We start from the raw sequence: 12,734 nt of genomic DNA on the forward strand, positions 1-12,734 counted from the left end.
TACAGTAGCGAGACCGTCTGAAAAGGGAAAACCAAGCTTTTCAGACGGCCATTTAAAGTTAATTTATGTCGATATGAGGCTGATTATACCTTTTTTCAAGACAGGAGGCTTTGCATGCTTTTTAATTGTGTGTATAATCCGCTACTTGGTTTGCGGACGTGGCGAAATTGGTAGACGCACCAGATTTAGGTTCTGGCGCCGCGAGGTGTGAGAGTTCGAGTCTCTCCGTCCGCACCATCCAACCCCTTTTAGGGGTATTTTTTTTGTCTAATGCAATCTAACGCAATCGACCAAATTCAATACTGGAAAGGCTTTCAGGCTGATTCAATGCTTCCTTGCTGTCTAATATCGTCTAATGCCGTCTAATTGAATAAACCATAAATTGGGGTATATTTGGGGGTGTTGAAAAATACCCCTGAAAAAAATACCCCCAAATGCCACTAAACGACCGACAAATAAAGAATGCAAAACCCGCTGATAAAGCCTACAAACTGGCTGATAGTGGCGGCCTGTATCTGCAAGTTACACCAGCAGGCGGCAAGCTATGGCGGTTGAAGTACCGTATAAGCGGCAAAGAGAAATTACTTTCAATCGGCAAATACCCAGAAATCTCTTTAGTGGAAGCCCGAGAAGCAGCCGAGAATGCCCGCCGTATGATTGTCCAAGGCCAAGACCCCGCCGCCATGAAGCAGCAGGCCAAGCAAGAGCGTAGAGCAGCCTTACTCAATACTTTTGCCCACGTCACCAAGGCATGGCACAAAAAGAACATCATGCGTAAAGGCTGGAAGCCCAATCATGCCGCCCGTGTTTGGCGGTATTTTGAAACCGATGTTTTCCCCGTTATTGGCGAAATGCCGATAAACGAAATCGGCAAGAAAGAGATAAAGGCCGTATTGGATAAAGTGACCGCGCGGGGCGTACCAGAGACCGCCGAGAAAATCAGACAATGGATAGGCGCGGTATTTACATACGCGGGCTTTGAAGAATTAACCGACCGCAACCCCGCCGCCTTACTGCAAGGCTATATCAAGCCATCTGAAACACGCCCTATGCCCGCCTTGCCGCGTGAAGAATTGACCGAGTTTTACCGCCGTTTGATATTGGCAGACTGTAAGCAGTCAAACCGTATTTGCATTATGCTGATTATGCTTTGCTTTGCCCGCAATAAAGAGATACGCGGCGGCCAATGGCATGAAATCGACTTTGAGCGCAAGATATGGACTATCCCAGCCAAGCGCATGAAGCGGCCGCGTGAGCATATAATCCCCTTATCTGATTGGGCGATTGAGCTGTTAAACGAACTGCACGACCAAACAGGGGATACCCCCTATCTATTCCCCAGTCGCACCGCCGCCGATGGCTATATCAGTGAAAACACCGCAGGCAAAATCATCAACGGCATGGGCTATTACGGCATTGCCACGCCCCACGGTTTCCGCTCCCTTGCAAGCAGCATTCTGAATGAGCAGGGCTATAATGCCGATGCCATTGAAAGGCAGTTAGCCCACATTGACGAAAACAGGATTTTAGAGCGGCCTAGTTAAGCATATCTGAAGCGGTACAGATTAAGCTGGTAACGCGCCATAAAGTTAGTGAAGCGGAGATACACGAAGCTTTTGCCAGCCGAGATGGCGGCATATTGGAAGATACACGCGCCGAAAACAGAACTATACCGCCGACATTATGGTTTATCGCCGAAACCTTTAAAGGCCGTCTATTAAAAATTGTCTTTATTCAAGATGGAGAAAACACCATCATCAAAACCGCTTATGAGCCAAACCGCGAAGAGATACGAATTTATGACAAATACAAGGATTAACGCCATGAACAGACAAGACGAAATGCACAAAGACACGGAAAAATGGGAAAGTAGAGAATTAGGAGCAAGCGAGACATACGCGCGCCGCGCTGATATAGACTTAAACGCCCTAGATGAATCACTAGGCTTAAAGCCTATCTCAATCCGTTTACAGCAAGGCATGATTGACGATTTGAAAGCTATTGCCGCCTTTCATGGCATAGGCTATCAACCGTTGATTAAGCAGATTTTGGCACGTTTTATCGAGAGTGAACAAAAAATGCTGGCTAATGAGATGATACGCGAAACACTAAAACAGCGTGAAAACCAAGACAGCGATGCGGCCTAACCGGCGCATATCTGTCAATAAACGGTTTGAAAACACAAACACCAGCCGCGCCGCTGGTGTTTTTTTTGCACGTTATACAGCATTTGTATAATTAGCCATGCTATGTATAATTTTGTATAAAACTGAATGCAGCCTGAACAATACAGCCCCGACCGTTTGCAATGCGGCGGGGCTTTTTGTTGCCTAAATTATGCAATCACGTTGAATGCCGTCTATTGCATGGTAAAATGTAGCTACATTATCCGATGATTCCAAGCAAGGAAAAAGCAATCATGCAAACCATGACAAGCCGTGAATTTAACCAGCAGAGCGGGAAGGCAAAGCAGGCCGCGCAAGCCGCGCCGGTTATCATAACCAATCGGGGAAAGCCTGAATTTGTATTGATGATTTATGCGGAATATCTGAAATTGACCGGCCAAGCGCAGGAAACCGCAAAGGCCGTCTGAAACGTTACTGATGGAGCAGTAATATGATTGATAAAATAGACTATATTGATTTTGGGGCTTAGGAAGCAAAAATATTAAATTGGGTTATTTCGAAGCATCTTCATTAATATTTTACCTAAATCTTCATGCCGGTGGTTAAACCTAAACTCCGTTTCTTTGAGATGCAGATAAAACATCTCTTTGGAAATACCATGAAATTTAGCCAAACGCCCCTTAGCATAACTCCAAAAAGATTCAATACCATTGATATGTTGCTTTCCTCGAGCAAACTCATTGGAACCATGATGGACACGGTAATGCTTCTCATAGCCCATATCGACAAGACCGTCATATGCTTTCCAGCCGTCAGTATTGATTTCACTGTCAGCAGATATGTGACCACGTATGACCTTGATTAGTGAGGCTTTCGAAGCGTCGGGAACGATTTCCGTATAGACCACGCCATTGCGTTTCAGTATGCCAAATACGATGGTTTTACCTGACGCTCCGCGACCGCGCTTACCCCTGATACGTCGCGCACCAAAGTAAGATTCATCTAATTCGACCACACCGGACAGTGGTGAGCTTTGTTCGCACAGAGCAGCAATCCTGTGTCTGATTTTCAGGAAAATAGGATTGATACTGCGTACACTAATGCCGGTCATTTTAGCAGTATCGGAAGCGGTCAAATCAAGAGCGAAACAGCGGATTATTTCTCTAAACTTTTGCTCTGAAATTTTGCTGAACTTTTGATACTTATTTTTTAGTTTCATATTAGGAGCTTATCACGTTTTTTGATGATTTTGCTTCCTAAGCCCTTTCGATATTTATTGTTTTAAATCATTGGGATAGATAGTAAATAGGGCGGATTTGGCGGAAAGTGTTCCCGCTGGCCAAAAAAGGGAGCGGGGACATTTTGTTACAAAAAATAAATTACTTAAGTCAAATGTTCCTGCGTTCCCGCTGTTCCCGCTGTTTTTTAGCACCTATATACGCTTATTTTTAATTTGGGGTATGATGGGGCTGTTTCAGCCGATAGGTTAGACCGTCTGAAAAATGATGCAGGCGGCCTAAATCTGATTTATGCCGGTGAGAAAAAAAACAGGGTAAAAAATGGGTGACTTGTGCAAAATGGGGGTATTTTTGGGGGTATTTTAAAATATTGAATAAATTTATTTATTTAAAATCATATATTTGAATTAAAAATTAGGGTCTCTCCGTTTACCAAAAAATCAATAAAATCAACAGGTTATATTATAATGCAAATTGGTAATCTGTTGACATCATGATTAAGTAAAACCGCTTTTAATGAAAAGCGGTTTTACTGCATCTAAGGCTTTGCTTTTATTATCTATGGTTTAGTATTGCTTTAGCTAAGCGAAATAAATCATATCGTATTATCTTAAATAAACTAATGTTTTTTTACACGATCATTTTAACTATCTATTTTTCTTATGAAAAATAAGTAAAGAAAATGGTGTTTTGCCGCTTTTGGCTGTTTTTTAAAGGATAAATAGGGTATTTTTGACCAAGCCAGTTTGCTATCTCAAATCAGTTTTGCTAGTATGAAATTGTAGTCTAGTGAAATGAATTTATTAATATTAATAATTTAATACGATAGGAGATGGATATGAAAGTTGCTCATTTATTAGCAGCATTGCCGGTTGCAGCGGTTTTGGCAGCGTGTAGCTCGGTACACCCGCAGCAGGTTGAGGCGGAACATGATTTTGTATGTGACAATGGTGCAAAAATCCGTGTGTCCGGTACGACCAAAGGCGGTGCTGACCGTGTGAAAGTCACTGCGCTGAACGTGGCAGGTAACCCAAGCGCGGTATTGCAAAAAGCGCCGGCGGGTCAAGGTGAGCGTTTCCAAAATAATGCCGGTTTCTTTGGTAACGCAACAGAATTACGCATTGTAGATGGTGTGACAACGCTGACCTACGATGATAAAAACAATAAATTCCAAACCAAGTGTGAACCGGTGCCACGTTAAGATGTGATTGGTTTGGATGATTGAATAAAAAGGCCGCCTGAAAATTTGTTTTCAGGCGGCCTTTTCGTTTAATAATAACGCAATTATTGGATCAATCTAACAATAAAAACGGATTGCCCCCGGCGCGATCGAAACCGGCTTCACCGACCACAATGTCCAAGCCCAGTGAGGCCAAGTCGTCAGCGACTGGATCGGCGTATTGCTGTTTGTCGAGGCGGTAGAGTTTGCGGTAGCTGTGGCAGGATTTGCAGCTTTCAGCATGCGCGCCTTGATAGACCGGCGCCAATTCAGGCGTGCTTTTTTCGTCGATGTGTTGAATGCGCATATTGCCGGCATCGCCGCAAGTCGGGCATTTGGCGCGCAGCACGTTCCAGCGGCTGTTGCACAATGGGCAGTGCATGTAGCGGAAGCCGTTTAAATCGCCTTTGATCAACACCACGCTGCCGACCGGTTCGGTACCGCAGCAAGGGCAGATGGTGCGGTCTTCGGTTGGCGGTACATGATCTTCGGTCAGTTGCAAAGCCCATGCCGTCCAAATCACTTGCAATGCGGCTTGCACCCAGATTTCGGCTGAGCGGTCTTGGTCTTCGGTGGTTTGGGTTAATACGCGCTTGGCCAAGGCTTTGGCTTGTTCTTGGCTTAAGGCTTTTAATTTGCTCACTTCGATGGCGGCGGTGGCAGTGATTTTGCCGTTTACTTCTTTCAGAATGTCGCCGAATACGTCATAAAATTCAGACGGTACATCGCTATTCAAGGCTTCCGGCAAAACAGTTGCGCCTTCGCTCAATTGATTCAAGGTCAAATCATGGCGCGCCATCACGGCTTGTTGCGCTTCGCAAACGGTGGAAAGCAGCGTCAGGTAAAGATTCCATTCGCTTTTGTCTGCCTGCGCCAATTCTTTGAAACGCACGGCGCGCTCGGCAAAGATTTCTTGTTCCGGCGCGAGCCAGAATGGGGTGTGGAACAAGCCTTTTTGGATTTCTTCAACCGGCTTGATGGTGGTGGTTTTCATGTATTTTCCTTGTGGTGTGTTTCAGACGGCCTATTGATCAACAGGCCGTCTGAAAAGATATGTGATTCGAATGATTATTTCACAATATATTGCGGGTGGGTATAAACGGTAAATTTATGCGGGCGGGCGAAGCCGATTAAGGTCATGCCGGCTTGTTCGGCCAAGCGCACGGCCAGCGCGGTTGGGGCGGAGACGGCAACAATGCAGCCTATGCCCATCGCAGCGGCTTTAGCGACCATCTCATAGCTGGCGCGGCTGGAAATCAGCGCGAAACCTTGCTGCCAATTGTAAGCCTGTTGCGTGCCGTGGCCGATTAATTTGTCTAAGGCATTGTGGCGGCCGACATCTTCAAACGCGGCTGAAATACGACCGTTTTGTACCCAAGCCACGCCGTGTACCGAGCCAACGGATTGACGCAAGGGCTGATGGTTGTCGAAATCGGCTAAGGCCGTCTGAATGTTGCGGATGGCCAATGCCTGGCCGCGGGGTACTTGCGGCAATTGCGGTTTGACCGCAGCCAAGCTGTCGATGCCACACAAACCGCAACCGGTGCGGCCGGTCATGTTGCGGCGACGCTCTTTTAAGGCTTGAAAACGTGCGGAAGCGATGTCGAGGTGCACTTCAATGCCATCGCAGGCTTCGTTGACTTCAATGTCGTACAGCTCGGAAGCGGTGGTCAAAATGCCTTCGCTCAAGCTGAATCCCAAGGCCAAGGCTTCCAAATTTTGCGGCGTAGCCATCAATACCACATGGGTAATGCCGTTGTAGACCAAGGCGATGGCGGTTTCTTCGGCTAGCACGTCTTGTTCTTCACGCAGGCCGTCTGAATCAGCGCGATATACGGTATAGCTTTGCAGGGGAAGGGAAGTCATGAGTGAGGCCGTCTGAAAAGCGCTATTATAGCGCGATTTTTTCTGCTTCTTAACCGGAATAAACCAAAGTTGGGCGCATAATCGCAATCGTTTATTTGAATGATTAAGGTTATCAGCATGAATGCAGTAAATAAAACATTATTGGCGGCTGCTGTGGCGATGGGGTTGAGTGCTTGTGCGGCAACATCGGGCAAAACAAGTCATGATTTGGATTTTTCCAAACAGCCATACACCGAACAAAGTATGGTGGTGAATGGTGAAACGATTAAATTCCGTGCCTATGAAGGCATTGTGTACGTTAAAAATCCAATCGATGCTGAATATGAAGTGATGAATATTTATGTGCCGGAGCAATATTACCAAAACGGTAATATTGACGGCTTTACAGCAGAAACGGCACCGATTTTCTTCCCTAATCAAATCGGCGGCTATATGCCGGCCAAACCGGCGAAGCCTGAATTGAAACGCCCGCGTGGACCTATGGTTGAAAATGCGGTGCAATCACCGAATGCCGCAGCGGTAGCCTTGTCAAAAGGTTATGTGGTGGCATCGGCAGGCGCGCGCGGACGGACTGCGGCTACTGGTAAAGCACCGGCGGCAATTGTCGATTTAAAAGCGGCAGTGCGCTATTTGAAAGCTAACGATAAAGTGATGCCGGGTGATGCTGAAAAAATCATTTCCAACGGCACCAGCGCGGGCGGTGCGCAGTCTTCATTATTGGGTGCAAGCGGCAATCATCCGGATTATGAAGCGCATTTGAAAGCCCTAGGCGCAGCGAATGCGGGCGATGATATTTTTGCGGTTTCCGCATATTGCCCGATTACCGATTTGGAACACGCTGACATGGCTTATGAATGGCAGTTTAACGGTGTCAACGATTACAAGAAAATGAGTGTGACCATGCTGGATTACAACGTCAAGCGTGAACTGGTGCCGGGTACGCTCACCGAAGCACAAAAATCCTTGTCCGATAAACTCAAGCCCATGTATCCTGCTTACATCAACAGCTTGAATCTGAAAGACGCACAAGGCCGTGCGTTGACCTTGGATCAAAGCGGCAACGGCAGCTTTAAAGATTTCGTGACCGGATTCTTGGCGCAATCGGCACAACAGCAATTGGATGCCGGCAAAGAAGTAAAAGCGGATTGGCTGGCGGTGAAAAACGGCAAAGTAACGGCAATTGATTTTGCCCAATATGCACAAACCGCAGTCCGTCAGAAAACGCCGCCTGCATTTGACGGCGTGGATTTATCGACCGGTGAAAACCAATTATTTGGCAATGCCGATACCGACAAACAGCATTTCACTACCTTTGCCATGAGCAACAGCACCGTAGCAGGCGCAACCATGGCCGCAGCGCAAGACATTAAAATGATGAATCCGCTGAATTATGTGGGGGATACCGACGCGAAAATGTCGCAAAACTGGCGGATTCGTGTCGGCACCAACGACCGCGATACTTCATTGGCGGTCTCTGCTGTGTTGGCGGCCAAGCTGCAAAACCATGGCGCCAACGTTGATTATGCCTTACCGTGGGGCGTGCCACATAGCGGAGACTATGATTTAGATGAATTGTTTGCTTGGATGAAACAAGTGAGTACGCAATAATAATGCCGTCTGAACCTTTTCAGACGGTATTGTTTTTTAGAGATACATAAGAATAAAAGCCTGAACATTTCTGTTCAGGCTTTTTAATTTGGCTCCCCGACCTGGGCTCGAACCAGGGACCTGCGGATTAACAGTCCGTCGCTCTACCGACTGAGCTATCGGGGAATGGAGCGTATTATAGCGTCTGCAAAAAATGTGTCAACCGATAAAAGGCAATAAATTCGTAGCAATATTACAAATAATTGAAAGCTAAGAAAATTTATTTTATCGCTAACATACGATGGCAAGCTTGTGTTGTCAGGCCGTCTGAAAGCTAGGTATGCACATTATTTGCGTAAGCTATTTATTTTGCCGTAATCAGTATTTTGCGCTAACCAATTTACCGTTTTGGAAAACTTGTTGCTGCATAACGTTACCGTTGTAGGCATAAGTTGTCAGAGAGCCGTTGGTCGGTGTTGCGCGAAATTGCATCAATTGGTTGCGGTTGATGGTGTAAGGGTCGGTGCGCTTGATGCTGTTGTCGCTGTAAAAATCTTGCACCACATATTCATTATTGCGTTTGCTTAATAATTGACGGTAAAAACCGCCTTTCACCGCATTATTTGAAGCATTACCGTGGGCGTCAAAATAAGTCACAATTTGCTCGTCAACAATATTGACGCCGCCGTTGTTTTTACTTTGGTTGGTGTTGGAACCGATTTTGGTTTGATCCAAGCGCACAGGGATATTTAAAGAAGTGCCCAAGCCGACATGGCTGCCCAGTCGGGTGCCCACGCCTAAGCCCACAGACATGCCGGGTGTGCCTACCGAGCAGGCACTTAAAGCGGTGATGGCGAGTGCAGCTGACAGAATCTTTTTCATTGTTTTTCCTTTGGAAATTTCTTTATTAACTGACGGCAATGAGTATAGCGGTTTTCATTGCTGATTTTCGTTATGCTAGGTAAAAGGCAAGAATTGGCAGGAATTTTGTTGGTTTTTGGAAACGAAAACGCCAAAAAGCACTTTCTTGGGAAAAGTGCTTTTTGGCGCTCTGGGGTAAGCAGGGAGATGAAAAGGTTATTTCAAGCTGGCTTGTTGAATGTTTTTGCCTTCTGAAAATTTAATTTCTTTCACAACGCTGAATTCTTTGGCAATGCCGTTGATCAAAACAGGTGACATGGTTTGCGCTTCCATCCATTGAACGGCGCTGTTGTCGATGCTGCTTGAGCCGCTGCTGCGAACCACACGTACATTGTGAACATCGCCGTCTGCACCAATGGTCAATCGCACCGCAACTTTGCCCGTAATCGGAGCGGTGGCTTCAGATGCTTTTTGATAGAAAGCAATATTGTTTGCCATGGCGGCTTGTGAAGCAGCTAAAACGGTGAAAGCAACTAAAGCGGTTAAAGTTTGACGGATGTTCATGATATTGTCCTTGTGAGTTAAACGTTTGTCGTAATTTTGTTAATGTGTAATTCTTTAATTTATAAAGATTATGTTTTGTTGGAACTTGTTGTGTTCCGTGTTTCGATGTATGCATTTTGCAATGTTGGCAGAGAATTAGCAAGCGATAAATGCGCAAAAATTGCGATAAACGGTTTATTTTTTTTAGTAGTGATTATTCTAATTGTTGGCATTTTAAGCTTAGAATTTATACTTTATTGAAAGTAACTTGAGAAAATATGACAAATTAATTATTTTAAAATCATATATTTATTTTGAATAACTCAGTTAAGAATAAAAATATAGGTGTTTTGAAACTAAAAAACACCGTTTATTTATTTAAAAATACCGCTTGTCGTATTTTTGCACCGATTATTAAAAATGTTGTTTTTTTTAATACATATATTTGGATTTTGTTGAAATATTTTTAGATGATTCTTGCAAAATGTAATCAAGGTGCTGCGTTGTTTCTATTCAATGTGGCCATAGTTAAAAACGATAGGGCATAAAAATTTTGCGGAACTAAGGTAGAATGTGTTCAGACGGCCTTTTGAATCATAATAAGAATGTTAGTCGTCGAAACAGTTTGATTGGGCAAGCGTGATTCTTTATATATAGTTTGCCTGTTGGCTAAACAGCATCCTTTAGGCAGATAACAGCTAGGAAGCAATAATGAAAACTTTAAAATTCACAAAAATGCATGGCTTGGGTAATGATTTCATGGTGGTCAACGCGATCGAACAGCAGTTTGACCCAACAGAAGCGCCTTTGGCACAATGGTCTGACCGTTTCCGTGGGGTGGGCTTTGACCAGCTTTTAGTGGTGGAAAAACCATCATCTGAAGCGGTGGATTTTCGTTACCGCATTTTTAATGCCGATGGCGGGGAGGTAGAGCAATGCGGGAACGGTGCGCGTTGTTTCGTGCGTTTTGTGGTGGATAAAGGGTTGACTGACAAGCAGGAAATTTTGGTGGAAACCGCCAGTGGTGTGATTGTGCCCAAATTGTTGGATAATGGCTTGGTTACTGTGAATATGGGCAAACCAAAATTTATGCCGTCTGAAATTCCGTTTGTGCCGGTTAGTGATGAAGCAGATGATGCCTTAACACATATTGTGCTGGTGGGCTTGGAATCCATTCCGGTAAGTTGCGTCAATATGGGTAATCCGCATGCGGTCATTGTAGTGGAAGATACGCAAAATGCGCCAGTCGAGCATTGGGGTGAGGCCATTGAATCGCATAGCCAATTTCCGGAACGCGTAAATGTTGGTTTTATGCAGGTTGTGGATCGCCAATCGATTCAGTTGCGTGTGTATGAACGTGGGGCGGGTGAAACGCAAGCATGCGGCACCGGCGCGTGTGCGGCAGTTGTGGCCGGTGTACGCTTAGGTTTACTGGATGGGGGTGTGCCGGTTAAGGTGAGCTTGCCGGGGGGCGATTTGTTTATCAGCTGGCAGAATGGTGATGATGTGATGATGACCGGTCTTGCTGAAACAGTATTTGAAGGCGAGTTGCAATATTAAGATGGCTTTTCATTTTGATTTATGGGCAGCCGTGATTTATGCCGTGTTTTTCTTGGGGCTGATTTTTAAAGCTGAGAAATTCCAATGGTTTTGGGCGGCAGTGATTGCATGGTTGGGCGTGGGCTTTTGGGGCGCGGAAATTATACCTGGTGCCTGGGGCATTACCCATGTTGGGCCTTTGTTTATTCCGCATTTTTATTTAACGATAGGCAGTATTTTTTTCTTTTTGAACCATTGGCAAAAAACACCAGACGGCCAATTTTGGCAGGCTGATGAAGCGCATCCTTTGCTGAGCTTGTTTGCAGTCAGCAATGCACTGATGACTGCGGTATTTATTTTATTGGCAGGTATGGTTTGGTATCATTATCCGGAAGGCACCTCTATTTTTTCCATGCCGGCATTATTGGCTTTTTATGCCTTGGAGCCGAGCTATTGGTTTATCGTGCAATTGGTTTTAATGGCAGTATTTTATGTGCACCGCGTTAAAATCATGAAGCAGCCTGCCAGCTTATTTAGCAGCCGGCAATTGCAAAGTGGGTTTTTGATGTTGTTGGTCGTCCAAGTGGCGGTGGTTTTGTCCATCATCATCGTAGGGCGTTTTTAAACAAAAAGTTATAAAGTAAGAAATATTAAATATTGGTTTTTCAGATGGCCTCAGCTTAATATGCAGGTTGTATTATCTTTATTCAGGAGCAGAACATGAAAATTGCAAACAACATTACCGAATTAATCGGCAATACTCCTTTGGTGAAATTAAACCGTTTGACCGAGGGTTTGAAAGCCGACGTTGCTGTGAAGTTGGAATTTTTCAACCCAGGTAGCAGCGTAAAAGACCGTATTGCAGAAGCGATGATTGAGCAGGCGGAAAAGGCCGGTAAAATCAACAAAAATACCGTGATTGTTGAAGCAACCAGCGGTAACACCGGTATCGGTTTGGCAATGGTGTGTGCTGCTCGCGGCTATAAATTGGCCATCACTATGCCAGAGAGCATGAGTAAAGAGCGTAAAATGCTGTTGCGTGCATTTGGTGCGGAATTGATTCTCACTCCGGCTGCTGAAGGTATGGGTGGTGCGATTGCCAAAGCACAATCTTTGGTTGATGAAAATCCAAGCACTTACTTCATGCCGCGTCAATTTGACAATGCTGCCAATCCACAAATCCACCGGGAAACCACTGCCGAAGAAGTTTGGCGTGATACCGATGGTAAAGTGGATATCTTTGTAGCTGGTGTGGGTACCGGCGGCACGGTTACTGGCGTGGGCGAAGTGTTGAAACAGCACAAACCTGATGTCAAAATCGTTGCGGTAGAACCGGAAGCCTCACCTGTATTGAGCGGTGGTGAAAAAGGCCCACATCCGATTCAAGGTATTGGTGCCGGTTTCGTACCGAGCGTATTGAATACCACCATTTACGATGAAATCGTTAAAGCACCAAACGAAGCAGCATTTGAAACTGCTCGTGCGATGGCAGAAAAAGAAGGCATCTTGGTGGGTGTTTCTTCCGGTGCAGCCGTTTGGAGCGCATTGCAACTGGCGAAACGTCCTGAAAACGAAGGTAAATTGATTGTAGTATTGATTCCTTCTTATGGCGAGCGTTATCTTTCTACGCCATTGTTTGCCGATTTGGCATAATATCAGTGATTAAAAAGGCCGTTTCAGACGGCCTTTTTTGTGTGTTTTCATTTTTCAGATGATGACGGCCTATTCGAAATATGTTGTAATTGAGCAAACTTG

Annotated in this window: 14 protein-coding genes and 2 tRNA genes; 10 read left to right on the top strand and 6 right to left on the bottom strand. The window is 45.2% G+C overall.

Annotated features, from left to right (window positions below):
- Window positions 1-152 precede the first annotated feature (152 nt).
- The 5 genes from GJV52_RS09225 to GJV52_RS09245 all read left to right on the top strand — a co-directional run bounded on the left by GJV52_RS09225 (window position 153) and on the right by GJV52_RS09245 (window position 2,593).
- Window positions 153-237 (top strand) — tRNA-Leu (locus tag GJV52_RS09225).
- A gap of 197 nt (window positions 238-434) precedes the next feature.
- Complete coding sequence (locus GJV52_RS09230; protein WP_100563805.1) at window positions 435-1,544, top strand: tyrosine-type recombinase/integrase; 1,110 nt, start codon at window positions 435-437, stop codon at window positions 1,542-1,544.
- Window positions 1,545-1,639: 95 nt separating this feature from the next.
- A complete protein-coding gene (locus GJV52_RS09235) occupies window positions 1,640-1,819 on the top strand; it encodes a hypothetical protein (RefSeq protein ID WP_198511399.1) in 180 nt (59 codons plus the stop codon).
- Window positions 1,820-1,823: 4 nt separating this feature from the next.
- Entirely contained in the window at window positions 1,824-2,147 is a 324-nt protein-coding gene (locus tag GJV52_RS09240; protein WP_198511398.1) for a protein kinase family protein, read from the top strand.
- A gap of 272 nt (window positions 2,148-2,419) precedes the next feature.
- On the top strand, window positions 2,420-2,593 hold the full coding sequence (locus GJV52_RS09245; protein ID WP_095502086.1) for a type II toxin-antitoxin system prevent-host-death family antitoxin: 174 nt from the start codon (window positions 2,420-2,422) through the stop codon (window positions 2,591-2,593).
- A gap of 74 nt (window positions 2,594-2,667) precedes the next feature.
- Here the strand turns inward: GJV52_RS09245 and GJV52_RS09250 are convergent, their stop codons facing one another.
- Window positions 2,668-3,345, bottom strand: coding sequence for an IS1595-like element ISNme3 family transposase (locus GJV52_RS09250; protein ID WP_095503842.1), 678 nt, complete (start codon window positions 3,343-3,345; stop codon window positions 2,668-2,670).
- Window positions 3,346-4,202: 857 nt separating this feature from the next.
- On the opposite strand from GJV52_RS09250, the gene GJV52_RS09255 reads away from it, so the two are divergent.
- On the top strand, window positions 4,203-4,565 hold the full coding sequence (locus GJV52_RS09255; protein WP_095502146.1) for a hypothetical protein: 363 nt from the start codon (window positions 4,203-4,205) through the stop codon (window positions 4,563-4,565).
- Between the two features lie 91 nt (window positions 4,566-4,656).
- Here the strand turns inward: GJV52_RS09255 and fdhE are convergent, their stop codons facing one another.
- Window positions 4,657-5,577: a formate dehydrogenase accessory protein FdhE gene (gene fdhE, locus GJV52_RS09260; RefSeq protein WP_095502145.1), complete on the bottom strand. Its 921-nt coding sequence runs from the start codon at window positions 5,575-5,577 to the stop codon at window positions 4,657-4,659.
- Window positions 5,578-5,651: 74 nt separating this feature from the next.
- Window positions 5,652-6,449 carry a formate dehydrogenase accessory sulfurtransferase FdhD gene (gene fdhD, locus GJV52_RS09265; RefSeq protein ID WP_095502144.1) on the bottom strand — a complete coding sequence of 266 codons (798 nt, stop codon included), beginning with the start codon at window positions 6,447-6,449 and terminating at the stop codon, window positions 5,652-5,654.
- 117 nt (window positions 6,450-6,566) lie between these two features.
- Between fdhD and GJV52_RS09270 the strand changes: the two genes are divergently transcribed.
- Complete coding sequence (locus tag GJV52_RS09270; protein WP_100563400.1) at window positions 6,567-8,057, top strand: subtype B tannase; 1,491 nt, start codon at window positions 6,567-6,569, stop codon at window positions 8,055-8,057.
- Window positions 8,058-8,146: 89 nt separating this feature from the next.
- Here the strand turns inward: GJV52_RS09270 and GJV52_RS09275 are convergent.
- From GJV52_RS09275 to GJV52_RS09285, 3 genes are all read right to left on the bottom strand, one after another.
- Window positions 8,147-8,222: transfer RNA gene (locus GJV52_RS09275), tRNA-Asn, on the bottom strand.
- A gap of 192 nt (window positions 8,223-8,414) precedes the next feature.
- Window positions 8,415-8,918, bottom strand: a complete 504-nt coding sequence (locus GJV52_RS09280; protein WP_095502142.1) for a membrane lipoprotein lipid attachment site-containing protein — start codon at window positions 8,916-8,918, stop codon at window positions 8,415-8,417.
- A 195-nt stretch (window positions 8,919-9,113) separates the two neighbouring features.
- The gene (locus tag GJV52_RS09285; protein ID WP_095502141.1) at window positions 9,114-9,461 is read right to left on the bottom strand and encodes a TonB family protein; all 348 of its coding nucleotides are present in this window, start codon (window positions 9,459-9,461) and stop codon (window positions 9,114-9,116) included.
- 690 nt (window positions 9,462-10,151) lie between these two features.
- On the opposite strand from GJV52_RS09285, the gene dapF reads away from it, so the two are divergent.
- The 3 genes from dapF to cysK all read left to right on the top strand — a co-directional run bounded on the left by dapF (window position 10,152) and on the right by cysK (window position 12,632).
- Window positions 10,152-11,000, top strand: coding sequence for a diaminopimelate epimerase (gene dapF, locus GJV52_RS09290; protein ID WP_100563402.1), 849 nt, complete (start codon window positions 10,152-10,154; stop codon window positions 10,998-11,000).
- Window position 11,001: 1 nt separating this feature from the next.
- On the top strand, window positions 11,002-11,604 hold the full coding sequence (locus GJV52_RS09295) for a hypothetical protein (RefSeq protein WP_100563404.1): 603 nt from the start codon (window positions 11,002-11,004) through the stop codon (window positions 11,602-11,604).
- Window positions 11,605-11,699: 95 nt separating this feature from the next.
- Complete coding sequence (gene cysK / locus GJV52_RS09300) at window positions 11,700-12,632, top strand: cysteine synthase A (protein ID WP_095502138.1); 933 nt, start codon at window positions 11,700-11,702, stop codon at window positions 12,630-12,632.
- The last annotated feature ends 102 nt before the right edge of the window (window positions 12,633-12,734 follow it).

This window comes from Neisseria brasiliensis (assembly GCF_009671065.1).
GTDB lineage: Bacteria > Pseudomonadota > Gammaproteobacteria > Burkholderiales > Neisseriaceae > Neisseria > Neisseria brasiliensis.

Bases quoted from the DNA above. Each gene is read 5' to 3' on its own strand.
- GJV52_RS09285 (WP_095502141.1), bottom strand. From the start codon at position 9,461: ATGAACATCCGTCAAACTTTAACCGCTTTAGTTGCTTTCACCGTTTTA.
- cysK (WP_095502138.1), top strand. From the start codon at position 11,700: ATGAAAATTGCAAACAACATTACCGAATTAATCGGCAATACTCCTTTG.
- GJV52_RS09270 (WP_100563400.1), top strand. From the start codon at position 6,567: ATGAATGCAGTAAATAAAACATTATTGGCGGCTGCTGTGGCGATGGGG.
- GJV52_RS09245 (WP_095502086.1), top strand. From the start codon at position 2,420: ATGCAAACCATGACAAGCCGTGAATTTAACCAGCAGAGCGGGAAGGCA.
- GJV52_RS09240 (WP_198511398.1), top strand. From the start codon at position 1,824: ATGAACAGACAAGACGAAATGCACAAAGACACGGAAAAATGGGAAAGT.
- GJV52_RS09250 (WP_095503842.1), bottom strand. From the start codon at position 3,345: ATGAAACTAAAAAATAAGTATCAAAAGTTCAGCAAAATTTCAGAGCAA.
- GJV52_RS09230 (WP_100563805.1), top strand. From the start codon at position 435: ATGCCACTAAACGACCGACAAATAAAGAATGCAAAACCCGCTGATAAA.
- GJV52_RS09255 (WP_095502146.1), top strand. From the start codon at position 4,203: ATGAAAGTTGCTCATTTATTAGCAGCATTGCCGGTTGCAGCGGTTTTG.
- GJV52_RS09280 (WP_095502142.1), bottom strand. From the start codon at position 8,918: ATGAAAAAGATTCTGTCAGCTGCACTCGCCATCACCGCTTTAAGTGCC.
- GJV52_RS09295 (WP_100563404.1), top strand. From the start codon at position 11,002: ATGGCTTTTCATTTTGATTTATGGGCAGCCGTGATTTATGCCGTGTTT.
- fdhE (WP_095502145.1), bottom strand. From the start codon at position 5,577: ATGAAAACCACCACCATCAAGCCGGTTGAAGAAATCCAAAAAGGCTTG.
- fdhD (WP_095502144.1), bottom strand. From the start codon at position 6,449: ATGACTTCCCTTCCCCTGCAAAGCTATACCGTATATCGCGCTGATTCA.
- dapF (WP_100563402.1), top strand. From the start codon at position 10,152: ATGAAAACTTTAAAATTCACAAAAATGCATGGCTTGGGTAATGATTTC.